This window comes from Actinophytocola sp., assembly GCF_035634895.1.
GTDB lineage: Bacteria > Actinomycetota > Actinomycetes > Mycobacteriales > Pseudonocardiaceae > Actinophytocola.
Genome location: NZ_DASQCC010000026.1, coordinates 24,327 through 38,372 on the forward strand (window position 1 = coordinate 24,327; position 14,046 = coordinate 38,372).

The 14,046-nt window shown below is 69.7% G+C and carries 12 protein-coding genes; 3 read left to right on the forward strand and 9 right to left on the reverse strand.

Features of this window, described 5'->3' with window-relative positions:
- Positions 1 to 11: 11 nt before the first annotated feature.
- The gene (locus VET29_RS04020; protein ID WP_324914791.1) at positions 12 to 1,079 is read right to left on the reverse strand and encodes a M48 family metallopeptidase; all 1,068 of its coding nucleotides are present in this window, start codon (positions 1,077 to 1,079) and stop codon (positions 12 to 14) included.
- 165 nt (positions 1,080 to 1,244) lie between these two features.
- Here VET29_RS04020 and VET29_RS04025 point away from each other — a divergent pair, with 165 nt between their 5' ends.
- Together VET29_RS04025 and VET29_RS04030 are read left to right on the forward strand one after the other, a co-directional pair.
- Positions 1,245 to 1,781, forward strand: coding sequence for a YbhB/YbcL family Raf kinase inhibitor-like protein (locus VET29_RS04025; RefSeq protein ID WP_324914793.1), 537 nt, complete (start codon positions 1,245 to 1,247; stop codon positions 1,779 to 1,781).
- A gap of 182 nt (positions 1,782 to 1,963) precedes the next feature.
- On the forward strand, positions 1,964 to 3,316 hold the full coding sequence (locus VET29_RS04030; RefSeq protein WP_324914795.1) for a mycothione reductase: 1,353 nt from the start codon (positions 1,964 to 1,966) through the stop codon (positions 3,314 to 3,316).
- An 8-nt stretch (positions 3,317 to 3,324) separates the two neighbouring features.
- Here the strand turns inward: VET29_RS04030 and VET29_RS04035 are convergent, their stop codons facing one another.
- The 7 genes from VET29_RS04035 to VET29_RS04065 all read right to left on the reverse strand — a co-directional run bounded on the left by VET29_RS04035 (position 3,325) and on the right by VET29_RS04065 (position 11,880).
- Positions 3,325 to 4,029, reverse strand: a complete 705-nt coding sequence (locus VET29_RS04035; protein WP_324914797.1) for an ABC transporter ATP-binding protein — start codon at positions 4,027 to 4,029, stop codon at positions 3,325 to 3,327.
- Complete coding sequence (locus VET29_RS04040; RefSeq protein ID WP_324914799.1) at positions 4,029 to 4,739, reverse strand: ABC transporter ATP-binding protein; 711 nt, start codon at positions 4,737 to 4,739, stop codon at positions 4,029 to 4,031. Before VET29_RS04040 ends, VET29_RS04035 begins: the two co-directional genes overlap by 1 nt.
- Positions 4,736 to 5,722, reverse strand: coding sequence for a branched-chain amino acid ABC transporter permease (locus VET29_RS04045; RefSeq protein WP_324914801.1), 987 nt, complete (start codon positions 5,720 to 5,722; stop codon positions 4,736 to 4,738). Before VET29_RS04045 ends, VET29_RS04040 begins: the two co-directional genes overlap by 4 nt.
- The gene (locus VET29_RS04050) at positions 5,719 to 6,579 is read right to left on the reverse strand and encodes a branched-chain amino acid ABC transporter permease (protein WP_324914804.1); all 861 of its coding nucleotides are present in this window, start codon (positions 6,577 to 6,579) and stop codon (positions 5,719 to 5,721) included. Before VET29_RS04050 ends, VET29_RS04045 begins: the two co-directional genes overlap by 4 nt.
- The gene (locus VET29_RS04055) at positions 6,576 to 7,865 is read right to left on the reverse strand and encodes an ABC transporter substrate-binding protein (protein ID WP_324914806.1); all 1,290 of its coding nucleotides are present in this window, start codon (positions 7,863 to 7,865) and stop codon (positions 6,576 to 6,578) included. The genes VET29_RS04050 and VET29_RS04055 overlap by 4 nt, the downstream gene beginning before the upstream one ends.
- A 41-nt stretch (positions 7,866 to 7,906) precedes the next feature.
- The gene (locus VET29_RS04060; RefSeq protein ID WP_324914808.1) at positions 7,907 to 10,201 is read right to left on the reverse strand and encodes a nitrate- and nitrite sensing domain-containing protein; all 2,295 of its coding nucleotides are present in this window, start codon (positions 10,199 to 10,201) and stop codon (positions 7,907 to 7,909) included.
- A gap of 194 nt (positions 10,202 to 10,395) precedes the next feature.
- Complete coding sequence (locus VET29_RS04065; protein ID WP_324914810.1) at positions 10,396 to 11,880, reverse strand: cobyric acid synthase; 1,485 nt, start codon at positions 11,878 to 11,880, stop codon at positions 10,396 to 10,398.
- A gap of 35 nt (positions 11,881 to 11,915) precedes the next feature.
- Between VET29_RS04065 and VET29_RS04070 the strand changes: the two genes are divergently transcribed.
- A complete protein-coding gene (locus VET29_RS04070; RefSeq protein WP_324914812.1) occupies positions 11,916 to 12,617 on the forward strand; it encodes a hypothetical protein in 702 nt (233 codons plus the stop codon).
- Positions 12,618 to 13,183: 566 nt separating this feature from the next.
- On the opposite strand, the gene map is transcribed toward VET29_RS04070, so the two are convergent.
- The gene (gene map / locus VET29_RS04075; protein ID WP_324914814.1) at positions 13,184 to 14,041 is read right to left on the reverse strand and encodes a type I methionyl aminopeptidase; all 858 of its coding nucleotides are present in this window, start codon (positions 14,039 to 14,041) and stop codon (positions 13,184 to 13,186) included.
- Positions 14,042 to 14,046 lie beyond the last annotated feature (5 nt).

Consider the following 14,046-nt stretch of genomic DNA (forward strand, 5'->3'; position numbering starts at 1 on the left):
GACTCAGGACGCTAGTTCGAGGTGGCGTCGTTGTCGCCGCCGGTCTCGTCGCCACCGCGGCCGCCGAATTTGCTGAACACCTTGCCGGCGGCGCCGGAGACGGCCTCGCCGACCTCGTTGAGCACCTTGGCCAGCGGGTCGGTCGAGCTGGACCAGGACTCCTTGTACGACCGGCCGGCCGCCTTGACGTCGTCCATCAGGTCGGCGGAGGGCTGGTCGTCGTCGCGGCGGAGGTAGTCGCCGGCGAGGATCGCGCGGTACTCCTCGGACGCGGCCCACCGCTGTAGCTGCGCGGCCCGCACGACGGCGAACGGGTGGCTCATGTTCTCGACGGTCATCAGCTTCAGGATGCTGTCCCGGACGTCGTCGACCTCCTCGTACTCCTTGGCCTGCCGCATGAACTCGGGGATGTCGATGTCGGACATCGAGATGCCGCCCGCCATGTACACGTGCTGGCGCAGCGCGGCCGCCGGGTCCTGGGCGCAGAGCAGCCCCGCGCGGTCACCGGTCAGCTCGGCCTTGCGGTACCACTCCATCAGCGCGGCGATCACCGCACGCAGGCCGAGCGCGCCGAGCGCCATCCACTGAACGCTGGACTGCAGGCGCAGCAACCGCATGAGCAGCGTGCGCAGCACGTTGTGGCCGGAGAGGATGTGCCCGACCTCGTGCCCGACCACCACCCGCATGCTGTCGTGGTCGAGTGCCTCGACGATCCCGGTGGTGACCACGATGAACGGCTTGTCGATGCCGATCGCGTACGCGTTGGCCACCGGGTGCCGCGCGACGAACATGTCCGGCACGGTGTCCAGGTCGAGCGTCTCGGCGCAGTCGTTGCGCAGCTCGTTGAGCCTTGGGTACTGCTTGTCCCCCACGCGGATCGCGGACGCCAGCGTGAACAGCCGCTCGGCCCGCTCGTTCCACATCCCGGCGACGGCCTTCAGCACCGACGAGACGCCGGGCACGGCCCGCAGGGTCGCCATGGCCGCGCGGTCGGCCGGGTGCTCGTACGCACGCGGGCTGATGCCGCGGAAGCGCACCCGGGTGGAGCCACTCTGCTGGATGTCGTTGTTCTCTGTCACGGTGGCCTCCCTCGGTCCGTGAGGCCACCATAGGCCCGAAGACGTGAGCGGAGGGTCAGTTCCGATCCGGTTGGCCCGTACGGGCACATCGCGGACGGCGGGGCAACCTTGGCGGGACTAGGGTGGATCCGCCCCCCGAAAGTGATCATCAGACTGGGAGAAACGATGAGCCTGGAGCGCCCCACCGCGCCCGATCCGTACTCGCTGCTGCCGGCCGTCGGCTCGTTCACGGTCACCTCCACCGACGTGGCCGACGGGCAGCAGCTGCCGCTCTCCGCCGCGCACGGCATGGCCGGCGGTGAGAACGTCTCACCGCAGCTGTCGTGGTCGGGCGCCCCGGAGGGGACCAAGAGCTACGTGGTCACGTGCTTCGACCCGGACGCGCCCATCCCCGGCGGGTTCTGGCACTGGATCGCGGTCGACCTGCCGGCCTCGGTCACCGAGCTGCCGGCCGGCGCCGGCAAGGACGACGACAGCCTGCCCGGCGACGCGTTCCACGTCCGCAGCGACTTCTCGACCCGCGAGTACGGCGGCGCCGCCCCGCCGCAGGGTGACGTGCCCCACCGCTACTACTTCGTGGTGCACGCCGTGGACGTCGAGAAGCTCGAGGTCGACGAGAACGCCTCCGCCGCGTTCGTGAGCTTCAACCTCGCCTTCCACACCCTGGCCAGGGCCGTCATCACACCGACCTACCAGCACTAGTGTCCTGAGTCGGGAGTTCGGCGCACTTCTCGGCGGCCCAGCTTCCCGCTGGCGGCGTTGCCGAAAGGCCCGAGTACAACCCGGTACGAGGGCCTTCCGGCGCCTTGCCAGCGGAAACCTGGATCCGCCGATAAGCACACCAACTCCCGACTCAGGACACTAGTTCCTGTTCAATGGGCCCCGTGACACATTTCGACCTGGTCATCATCGGCACGGGCTCCGGCAACTCGATCCTCGACGAGCGGTTCGTGGACTGGCGCGTCGCGATCGTCGAGAAGGGCGTGTTCGGGGGCACCTGCCTCAACGTGGGCTGCATCCCGACCAAGATGTTCGTGCACCCCGCTGACCTGGCCGCGACGCCGGGCGCGGGGGCACGGCTCGGGGTGGACCTCACGCTGGACGGGGTCCGCTGGACCGACATCCGGGACCGGATCTTCGGCCGGATCGACCCGATCGCCGAGGGCGGGCGGGAGTACCGCCGCCACCATCCCGACAACGCGAACGTCACCCTCTACGAGGGCACGGCCCGCTTCACCGGGCCCCGGACACTCGACATCGACGGTGCCACGGTGACCGCCGACCGGATCGTGCTCGCGGCGGGTGGGCGGCCGGTCCTGCCGGACGTGCCGGGCCTCGACGAGGTCGGCTACCACACGTCCGACTCGATCATGCGGCTCGACGAGCTGCCGAGGCACCTGACGATCATCGGCAGCGGGTTCATCTCGGCGGAGTTCGCCCACGTGTTCTCGTCGTTCGGTGTCGAGGTGACGGTCGTCGCGCGGTCGGACGGGCTGCTGCGGCAGGAGGACGGCGACATCAGCGCCCGGTTCACCGAGCTGGCCAGGGGCAGGTGGGACGTCCGGCTGGAGAAGAAGGTGCTGCGGGCGTCGCCGGGCATCGTGCTGGACCTGGACGGTGAGCCGCTGAGCACCGACCTGGTCCTGGTGGCGATCGGCCGGACACCGAACTCGGACCTGCTGAACCTGCCGGCGGCGGGCATCGAGGTCACGGACGACGGGTACGTGGTCGTGGACGACTACCAGCGCGCGACCGCCGAGGGCGTGTGGGCGCTGGGTGACATCAGCTCACCGTTCGAGCTGAAACACGTGGCGAACCACGAGGCACGGGTCGTCCAGCACAACCTGCTGAACCCGTCGTCGCCCGTGGCGGCCGACCACCGGTTCGTGCCGCACGCGGTGTTCACCTCCCCGCAGGTGGCGTCGGTGGGGCTGACGGAGGAGCAGGCGGTCCAGCAGGGCATCCGGTACGTGACGGCGAAGCATGACTACGCCGGCATCGCGTACGGCTGGGCGATGGAGGACACGACCGGTTTCGCGAAGCTGCTGGCCGACCCGGCGTCGGGGCGGCTGCTCGGCGCGCACATCATCGGCCCGCAGGCGTCGACCCTGATCCAGCCGTTGATCCAGGCGATGAGCTTCGGTCTGGACGCGCGGACGATGGCGCGGGGGCAGTACTGGATCCACCCGGCGATGCCGGAGCTCGTGGAGAACGCGCTGCTGAAACTGCCGCTGTGACGCGGGGCTCACAAACCCAGGTACGCCTGGCGGATCAGCGGGGACTCCGCCAGTTCCTCCGCCGTTCCACTGAGGACCAGTGAGCCGGTCTGCAACACGTACAGCCGGTCCGACAACCGCAACGCCGCGCGTAGGTTCTGTTCCACCAGCAGGACCGTCATGCCCTCGGCGCGTACCCGGGAGATGGCCTCGAAGATCAGGTTCGCGGTCCGCGGCGCGATTCCCAGGGACGGCTCGTCCAGGACCAGCAGCCTCGGCCGGCTCATCAGCGCCCGGCCGAGTGCCAGCATCTGCTGCTCCCCGCCCGACAGCATGCCGGCCCGCTGGCTCAACCGCTGTCCCAGCACGGGAAACAGCTCGAACACCCGCTCCAGGGTGGACTCTCGAACGGCCGCGTCCCGTTGCACGTACGCACCCAGGATCAGGTTCGCCCGCACCGTCTGGTGCGCGAACAGCCGCCGCCCCTCCGGCACCAGCGCCAACCCCAGCCGGGCGATCTTGTGCGCCGGCAGCCGGGAGACGTCCTTGCCGTCGAAGACGACCGTCCCGCCGATCGGACGGTGCAGCCCCGCGATCGCCGCCAGTACGCTCGACTTGCCCGCGCCGTTCGAGCCGACCAGGCTGACCAGCTCCCCTTCCGACAGGGAGAGCGACACCCCGTCCACCGCCGGTGCGTCCTGATAGGACACCCGAAGGTCCGTCACCGTCAGCATCACGCCCCCAGGTACGCGTCGAGCACGGCATGGTCCCGGACCGCGTCCTCGGGTGAGCCGTCGAAGATCAGCTTGCCGAAGTCCAGCACCACCAGGCGAGGGCACAGGCTCATCACCACCTGCATCACGTGCTCCACCAACACGATCGTGATCCCCTGCCCGTGCACGCTCCCGATCAGCTCGATCGCCGCCGCCGTCTCCGTCGGGGTCAGGCCGGACAGGACCTCGTCCAGCAACAGCAGCCTCGGGGACGTCGCCAGCGCCCGGGCCAGCTCCAGCCGCTTCTTCGTCGCGCCGGTCAGTGTCGCGGCCGGGCGGTGTGCCACCTCCTCCAGGCCGGCGAACGCGCAGATCTCGGCGGCGTGGGACCGCGCCGCCGGCTTCGAGCGGTGTCGCAGATACGCGGCCGTCCTCAGGTTCTCCAGCACCGTCATCGAGCCGAACACCCGCATCAGCTGGAACGTCCGCCCCACCCCGGCCGCCGCGGCCTGGTGTGGCTGCCAGCCCGTGACCTCCCTGCCGTCGAACAGAAGCCGGCCCGACGTCGGCCGCTGTGCGCCCGCGATCATCGAGAACAGCGTGCTCTTGCCGGCGCCGTTCGGCCCGATCAGGCCGGTGACCGTGCCCTCCTCGACGTCGAACGACACCTCGTCGACCGCCGCGAGGCCGCCGAACCGCTTCGTCAGGCCGGACACGGAAAGCAGCGTCATGACCGCCTCGCGAACGGCCGGCCGGCGAGGTGGACGAGCCCACGTGGGTCGACGAGCACCACCAGGATGATCAGCGCGCCGAACATCATCAGGTCGACGGTCCGCCCGGTCGCCGACAGGTACGTCCTCGTGTACTCCTGCAACGCGATCACCAGCCACGCCCCCAGCAGCGGTCCCCACCTCGACCCCGCCCCGCCGACGACCGCGATCAACGCGATCGCCGTCGACAGCGACAGGTCCGAGCTGGACGCCGGGTCCACGAACGTCACGAACATGACGTGGAAGCTGCCCGCGACCGACGTCAGCGCCGCCGACATCGCCACCGCGTACATCTTGTACCGCCACACCGGCACCCCGACCGCGGCCGCGGCGAACTCGTCGTCACGGATGGCCTCCAGGTAGCTGCCGGTCCTCCCGCGCAGGAACAGCCACGTCACCAGCGTCGCGACCGCGAACAGGCCGAGCGCGGTGTAGTAGTACGCGCTCTTGTCCCGCAACGAGAACGTCAGGTTCCAGAACCCCTCGTCGAGGAACGGCACCGACAGCCCGTCCGTCGCCCCCAGCGGTTTGACGTTCGGCAGGACCGACATCACCATCATGCCGATCGCCAGCGTCGCGATCGAGAAGTAGTGGCCACGCAACCGGAACGTCGGCAGTCCGATGAGGACACCGAACAACGCGGCCAGCAGCGCGATCGGCACCATCGTCAGCCACGGCGACCAGCCGGCGGTCACCAGCAGCGTCGTGCCGTACATGCCGGTGCCGAAGAAGACGGCGTGGCCGAAGGAGATCTGTCCCGCGTACCCGCCGAGCACGTTCCACCCGGTCGCCGCGATCGCCATCGTCAGCGCCAGCACGCCGATCGTCTGCAGGAAGGAGGTCTCGAGAACCAGCGGGTAGACGAGCAGCACGAGAGCCACGACCACCAGGCCCGCGTACCGCCCCCACCGCACGCTCTTCGCCGGCACCTCGACCCCGCTCACCGCGTGCCCCGCAGACCCTGTGGCCGGACCACGAGCACCAGCAGGTAGATCCCGAGCGCGGCGGTCAGCGTGTACCCGGACAGGTACAGCCCGACCACGCCCTGCACGACCCCGAGCAGCAGCCCGGCGAGCGCCGCGCCCAGGATGCTGCCGAACCCGCCCAGCGCCACCGCGATGAACGACATGATCCCGAACGTCGCGCCGGCGAGCGGGTCGATGCCGAAGCTGTTGATGAGCAACGAACCCGCGACGCCCGTGGACACCCCGGCCAGCGCCCACGCGAGCGCGTACATGCGGCCGGCGTCGATGCCCATCAGCGACGCCCCGCCCGGGTCCTCCCCCACCGCCTGCAACGCGCGACCGGTCTCGGTGCGGTGCACGAACCAGGCGAGCGCGCCGGTCGCGACCAGCGCGCCGGCGGCCGACGCGAGCTGCGCGCCGGTGACCGCCACGCCGCCGACCGCGATCCGGACGTCACCGACGATCGGGTCCTGGACCCGCCGCGGGTCGGCCGTGAACGCGAACTGCACCGTCCCGCGCAGGAACGTCAGCAACCCGAAGGTCACCACCATCTGCGCGAGCTGGGTCGAGCCGAGCACCGGCCGGATGATCCCGCCGTAGATCAGCAACGCCACCAGTGCCAGCGTCACCGCGGCGACCGGGATGGCGAGGAGCGGGTCCAGCCCGGCCAGCGACCAGCACAGGAACCCGACGTACATCGCCACCATGATGAGGTCGCCGTGCGCGAAGTTCACCATGTTGGTGACGCCGAAGACCAGCGAGAGACCGACGGCGGCCAGGGCGAACACCGCGCCGAGGAACACGCCGTTGGTCAGCGCCTGGAGCAGGTCGGTCACTTCTTCTTACGGGCGTCGCTCGCCGGCCAGACGATCTCCTGGGAACGGATGTCCTTGGGGTACACGACCTTCCACTGCCCGTTGAGCCGCTGCTCCACGACCGCGCGGGCGCCGGTGTTCTGGTGCTGGTCGTCGAACTTGATGCCGTCCCACGGCATGATCGTGTCGCGGCCGGGGATGTCCAGCGAGACCAGCGCGGAGCGGACCGCCTCCGGGTCGACCGACTTCGCGTTGTCGAACACCTGCGCGAGCGCCATGATCGTGGTGAACACGCGGGCCGAGTTCTCGGTCAGCGGAGCCTTGTTGCGCTTCCTGAACTCGTCCGAGACGAGCTTCGACGCCGGGTTGCGGTTGCCGAGGTCCTCCGACCACGCCACCCGCCGGGACACGCCCTCGAGCTTGTCACCCGCCGACTGGATGAAGGCGTCGTTGATGAAGCCGGCGCCGAACGCCATCACGGCCGGCGGCAGGTAGTCGAGCTGCTCGGTCGCGTTGACGAACAGTGTCGCCGTCGGCGGGTAGGCCACCACGAAGACGGTGTCCGGGTTGGCCGCGCGGACCTGCTGCACCTGCGAGGTCAGGTCGGTCGCGGCCGGGTCGAACGGCACGTCCGCGACGATCTGCCTTCCGTTGGCCTGCGCCAGGTTCTTCCCCACGGTCGCGGCGTCCGTGCCGAACGTGTTGTTCATGTACAGCAGGGCTATCCGGTCGGCGGAGACGTTCTTCTTCTTCTCCTCGTCGAGCAGGCCGAAGAACGCCTGCGCGTAGGTGACGTCCGTGGGACCGGTGCGGAAGAACCACTTCAGGCCCTGCTGGGTCAGCGCCGGCGAGGAGGAGATGCTGGTGACGAACGGAACCTGGAGCCGCTCGGCCTGCTGTGCCGCCGTCCTGGTGACGCCGGACTCGAGCGCGCCGGCCAGGATGTCCACCTTCTCGTCGTTCACGAGGTGGTTGACCGCGCTGGCACCGTTCTCCGGCTTGCCCTGCGTGTCCGCCGGGACGATCCGGAACTTGGCGTGGCCGAGGCTCGGGACGCCCCTGTCGCCGGCGAGCGGCAGCTTCAGGCCGGGCAGGCCGTTGTTGATGATGTCGGCGGCCAACTCGGCGCCCTGCAACGCGTCCTTGCCGAGCGCGGCGTCGGGCCCGGACAGCGGCAGCGGCGTGCCGATCCTGATCTCCCTGACGTCCGAGGCACCCGAGTCCGCGTCGGACGGGGAGCAGGCGGGCACCGCGACCATCGCGGCGGCGACCACCGCGGCGAGGACGCGGCGACTTGTGACCGGCACACGCTGAAACACAGGGTCTCCTAGTTCTGTGTGGATGTGGCTCAGTTGTCGGTGAGGTCGGACCGCCGGCGCCGCTGCCGGCGCATGATCATCGCGTCACCGAGGGTGAGCGGCTTGCCCGGTACGAGGGGCGCGATCTCGGCGGTGCCGGTCAGCTCCGGTGTCGCTTGACCGCCGGTGAGCTGTGGCGGCACGACTCGCGCCGACGCCTGCTGGCCGGCCTGCCCCGGCTGGCGCACGGGAAGCTTCGGCGGTCCGGCCGGCGGCGGCTGCTGGCCCGGTTGTGACTGATGGCCTGGCGGTAGTGGCACGGCCTGCCGGTACTCGGACACCTGCTGGGACTGGTTCCGGGGCGGCTGGGACTGGCTGGCCGGCGCCGTCCTCGGCATCTGCTGGTAGCCCTGCGCCGGCTGTCCCTCGCCGACCAGGAGTCCCTGCGGCAGCACGACGCTCGCGGTGACGCCGCCACCGTCGGTGGGTCCGAGCCGCACGATGATGTTGTGCCGCGCGGCCAACCGGCCGACCACGAACAGGCCCATGCTGCGGACCATCGAGCCGTCGATGGCCTCCGGCGAGGTGATCCGCTGGTTCAGCTCCGCCAACCGCTCCGGCGACAGGCCGACGCCGTGGTCGCGGATCAGCACGACGACCGAGCCCGGGTAGGTCGGTGTCCGCATGAACCCGACGGTGACCTGGCTCGTCGGCGGGGAGAACGTCGTGGCGTTGTCCAGCAGCTCGCTCAGCAGGTGCACGACGTCCGGCACCGCGTGCCCGACCACGACCACGTTCTCGCCCGCGACCCGGCGCACGACCCGCGTGTAGTGCTCCACTTCGGACAGTGCGGCGCCGACGACCTCGTCGAGCTGCCGCGGCCCGGTCCGCTTGGTGATCGTCTGCGCGCCGGCGATGACCATGAGGCTGTCGTCCGTGCGGCGCATGCGGGTCGCGAGGTGGTCGATGACGAACAGCTTCTGCAGCCGCTCGGTGTCCAGCTCGTCCTGTTCCCACTCGTCCAGCGCACGCAGGATGCGCTCGGCGCACAGCTGGTTGCGGCGGGCCAGGTTGATGAAGCCGGAGTTCATCGAGACACGCAGCTCGACCTGGTCGCGGACCAGCCGGGCGCAGGCCGCGGCAATCGAGTCGAACGCGCGCGCCACCTCGCCGATCTCGTCCTCGGCGTCCAGGTCGACCTTGGCGACGTGCACCTCGGCCATCTGTTCGACGTTCGTGTACCGCAGGCGCTGGGTGATCTCGGGCAGCCAGTTCTCGGCGACGTGCAGCGCGGAGGACCGCAGGCGGCGCAGCGAGCGGGACATGGACCTGGCGACCGCGGTGGACACGACGATCGCGAGCAGCACGACCAGCGCGAGCGTGCCGACGGCGAGCCACGCGGACAGCAGCGCGTCGTCGTGGAAGGCGTCGAGGTCCGAGATGGCGCCGTTGAGCAGCTGGTTCTGCGCGTCCCGCAACAGCTTCAGCTTCTCGGAGGCCGCGGTGAACGACTCGGTCGGGTTGATCTGGAGCTGGTCCGCGGTGGCCTGGTCGATGGCCGTGGTCTGGTCGGTCTGCACCTGGGAGACCGCGACACCCTGGACCGCGTTGGCGAAGCGGGTGCGCTGCTCGTCGGCCGCGTCGGCCTGGAACGCGTCGACCGCGGCCTGCTGGCGGGCCAGGATGCTGGTGAAGCTCTGGAGCTGCCCGACCGCGAACCCGCCGGTGGTCAGGATGGCGGCCAGCTCGGCTCGGGACTGGCTGGCGTACTCCTTGACCTGGAAGATGTCGCCGAGCACCCGCAGGTCGCCGGCCAGCCGCGAGTTCGTGCCGGCCGGGTCGAACGTGACGAGGGCGAACAGCTTGCCGATGGTGTCGGTGTAGGTCGCGCGGATGGCGCCCTCGGTGAGGCTCACGGAGGTCACCGCGTTGCGCACGAAGGCGATGCCGTCCAGTGCGTCGTCCGCTCTGCGCACGTCGCCGGCCAGCGTGGGCGACTCGCTGACGTCGAGGCCGCCGATGGCTGCGCGGTACTGGTCGATCGCCGTGTCCACGTCGGCTCGCGCGGCGTTGACCTCGTCCTCGTTGAGGGCGCGGCCTGAGGAGACGTAGACCGCCGTGACGTCCCGCTCCTGCTGGAGCCCGTCGACCAGGTTGTCGATCTGCTGGTGGACCCGCACGAGGTCCGAGGCCCTGCCGTAGTCGGCAACGGAGGACCATGAGCTGAAGGCACTGTTCACCGCGAGGACGACCGCGACGAGGGTCGGTCCGAGAACCACCACGACGAGCTTCCATTGCACACGCCAATGGCGCAGGCCGGACAGCGTCGACACGGCACGCTTCACGAAACCTAACTTGACCTTCGTCCCCGACAGCGCAGCGTGACTAGATCGCGACACTCGGCGCACTATAGCGGCATCGCCCGTTCGGAGGAACCGTAACAGAGAGATATTTCCACACCACACCCAGTTCAGGTCGGACCTGTACCATCAATGGCCGGCCCGGGTCGGTGGAATGATGGAATTTCTCAGGAATGGCCTTACCTGGCGGCAATTCGGAGGGTTGGGCGGCGCCGGGGACCGTCCACGATCAGTGCCTCGATCGCGGCGAGATCCAGGTGCCGAGATACAAGGTCGCCGAGGGTGTCGAGCTGAGCGGCACGGGCCTCGACGACGTCGGTGTCGGGAGCGGGGAGGAATCCCTCGCGGCCGGCGCGCTCCGCGACCCAGCGCAGGAACGCCCGGCGAAAGTCGTCGTTGTCGAGCAGTCCGTGCCAGTGCGTGCCAATCACTCGATCGGTGTGCACTCCTTCGAGCGGCTCGATGAGGTGCGACCGCGGCTGACGGACCACCCGGCCGTGATGGATCTCGTACCCGGACACGGGACGACCGAGGGCGGTCCCGGTGGGGCGAGTCAGGGTCTTCTCGACGGCGAACTCGACCTCCAGGTCGACCAGCCCGAGCCCCGCGACCTCGCCCCGCCGGGACTCGACGTGGTCGACGATCCTGCGCCCGAGCATCTGGTAGCCGCCGCAGATCCCGAGGACCGGAGTGCTCGTGTTGACAATCGCGTCGGCAAGTCCCCTGTCCCGCAACCATTCCAGATCGTCCACAGTGGACTTCGAGCCGGGCAGCACGATGAGGTCGGCGTCCGCGAGCCGGGACGGCTCGGTGACGAACCGGACGGCGACACCGGGTTCACAGGCGAGCGCCTCGACGTCGGTCGCGTTGGAGATGCGGGGCAGCCGCACGACGGCGACGCGGAGCCACTGGTCGCCGTGGGGCGGCAGCGGCCGGCCGATGGCGCCGTCGGCCGTGTAGGACAGCGAGTCCTCGGTGTCGAGCCAGAGATCCTCGTGCCAGGGCAGGACACCGAGGACGGGACGTCCCGTCCGCGCGGTGAGCCAGTCGAGTCCGGGTTGCAGGAGGGCCTGGTCGCCGCGGAACTTGTTGATGACGAAGGCCTGGATCATGGCCTGGTCGGCGGGGTCGAGGACGGCGAGCGTGCCGAAGAGGTGGGCGAGCACGCCGCCGCGGTCGATGTCCCCGACGACGAGGACGGGCAGGTCGGCGGCGCGCGCGAGCCCCAGGTTGGCGATGTCCCGGTCCCGCAGGTTGACCTCGGCGGGTGACCCGGCCCCCTCGCAGATGACGACGTCGAAGTCCCGTCGCAGCTCGTCCAGAGTGGACAGGACGGTGTCCGCGAAGTTCCGCTCGCGGTAGTCACGCAGGGTGCCCGCGGGCTTGCCGTGGATGACGACCTGGGAGCTGTGGTCGGAGCCGGGCTTGAGCAGGACGGGGTTGAAGCGGGTGCTGGGCTCCAGCCCGGCGGCGCGGGCCTGCATGGCCTGTGCGCGCCCGATCTCGCCACCCGACGGGGTGACGGCCGAGTTGTTGGACATGTTCTGCGCCTTGAACGGCGCGACCCTCACCCCCTCGCGCGCGAGCCACCGGCAGATCCCGGCGACAAGCACGCTCTTGCCGGCGTCCGACGACGTGCCGGCGACGAGCAACGCTCCCCGCATGATTGCCCCTTCCGTTACCTGCAATCATCCTGGTCATGCCCGCCACCCCCGTCACCGCAGTCCTGGTGCACAGCCCGTTCCTCGGCCCGGCGAGCCTGCGCCCGCTGGCCGACGCACTGGCGGCACTCGGGCACCCGGCGGTACTCCTGGACCTGCGGCCGTCGGTGGTGGCGCCACCCGTGCACCAGGTGCTGCTGGGTGCGTTCGCGGACGCGATGGGTGAGGAGCTGTTGGAGGGCCCGGTGGTGCTGATCGGTCACAGCGGGGCGGGACCGCTGCTGCCGGCCTTCGCGGACTCGCTGGAGGACGTGGTCACCGGGTTGGTATTCGTGGACGCGGGCCTACCCACCCCCGGCCGCTCATGGCGCGACACCGTGCCGGCCTCGCTGTACGCCGGGCTACGGGCGTCGTCCCGCGAGGGCCAGCTGCCGCGGTGGCAACGCTGGTTCGACCCGGACCCACTGGAGACCCTGGTTGCGGACCCGGCCCTACGGGCAGAGATAGCGGACGAGGCCCCAGAGGTCCCAATCGCCTTCCTGAAGGAGGAACGCCCCGAGGTCGAGTGGACAGGACCGGCAGGATACGTCCAACTCTCACCCCCGTACGCCGAAGACGCCGCAGAAGCCGAGTCAAGAGGCTGGCCAACCCGCCGCCTCAACACCCACCACCTGGCCCCAGCCACCGACCCGACCCCCGTAGCAACCGCCATCCTGGAAGTCCTAACCACCCTCCTCTGACCACCCGCGAGTCCCGCGTCCAAACACACCGAGTCCCGCGTTCGCGCATACCGAGCTGCGGTTTCGTGCACGGTTCCCCGCTGGACGGCTCTCGTTCGACGGAATGCGTGTCAGCGTCCGCGAAGTCTGGTTCGGTGGCGAAGTCTGGTTCGGTGGCGAAGTCTGGTTCGACGGTCACCTGGACGTCGGCGAAGTCCGCTGCCCGCAGCACCGCCCGGCCGTGAACAACGATCACGCTCAGCTCAGCCCGGGCTGGGCTGAGCTGGAGGGGGGTTGGCCGGTCCAGCCCGGGCCAAGATCGGCACGAAACCGCAGTTCGTTATGCGCGAACGCGCGACTCGGTGTGCGCGAACGCGGGACTCGCGATGGTTGAACGCGGGACTCGCGGTGTTCAAACGCGACGCGATGTCCGAACGCGCGACTCGGTATGTCCGAACGCGCGACTCGGTATGTGCGAACGCGGGACTCGCGATGCACGAACGCGGGACTCGCGACTCAGGGTGCGTGAACGCGGGACTCGGGGTGTTTGAACGCGGGACTCGCGGGACTCGCGGGGGTTGGGGTGGTTAGGGGAGGGTTAGGATTTCGGCGCCTGTGTCGGTTACCACCAGGGTGTGTTCGAACTGGGCGGTCCAGCTTTTGTCTTTGGTGGTGACGGTCCAGCCGTCGTTCCAGATGTCGTAGTCGATGCCGCCCAGGGTGATCATGGGCTCGATCGTGAAGGTCATGCCTTTTTCGATCACGGTTTCGACCTTCGGCTCCTCGTAGTGGAGGATCACCAGGCCGCTGTGGAAGGACCTGGCTATGCCGTGGCCGGTGAAGTCGCGGACCACGCCGTAGTCGAACCGCTTCGCGTAGGACTCGATAACCCGGCCGATCACGTTCAGCGCGCGACCAGGGCGCACCGCCTTGATCGCGCGCATCGTCGCCTCGCGGGTGCGGTCGACCAGGAGGCGGACCTCCTCGTCGACGTCACCGGCCAGGAACGTCGCGTTCGTGTCGCCGTGGACGCCGCCGATGAACGCCGTCACGTCGATGTTCACGATGTCGCCGTCTTCGATGCGGGTCGTGTCGGGGATGCCGTGACAGATCACCTCATTGAGGGACGTGCAGCACGACTTGGGGAAGTGCCGGTAACCCAGCGTCGACGGGTACGCGTGGTGGTCCAGCAGGAACTCGTGCACGATCGCGTCGATGTCGTCGGTCGCCGCGCCCGGCTTGACCGCCTCGCCACCCACGGCCAGTGCCTGCGCCGCGATCCGGCCGGCCACCCGCATGGCCTCGATCGTCTCGTCCGTCTGCACCCACGGCTCGACGTTGCGGACGGGCGCCGGCTTGTCCACGTACTCCGGCCGCGGGATGGAGGCCGGTACGGGACGGCGCGGCGACTGGACGCCGGGCTTCAACGGGGCACGAACAGGCATGCCTC

Coding starts and splice junctions, on each gene's coding strand:
- map (WP_324914814.1), bottom strand. CDS start 14,041: ATGCCTGTTCGTGCCCCGTTGAAGCCCGGCGTCCAGTCGCCGCGCCGT.
- VET29_RS04040 (WP_324914799.1), bottom strand. CDS start 4,739: ATGACGCTGCTTTCCGTGTCCGGCCTGACGAAGCGGTTCGGCGGCCTC.
- VET29_RS04065 (WP_324914810.1), bottom strand. CDS start 11,880: ATGCGGGGAGCGTTGCTCGTCGCCGGCACGTCGTCGGACGCCGGCAAG.
- VET29_RS04025 (WP_324914793.1), top strand. CDS start 1,245: ATGAGCCTGGAGCGCCCCACCGCGCCCGATCCGTACTCGCTGCTGCCG.
- VET29_RS04035 (WP_324914797.1), bottom strand. CDS start 4,029: ATGCTGACGGTGACGGACCTTCGGGTGTCCTATCAGGACGCACCGGCG.
- VET29_RS04070 (WP_324914812.1), top strand. CDS start 11,916: ATGCCCGCCACCCCCGTCACCGCAGTCCTGGTGCACAGCCCGTTCCTC.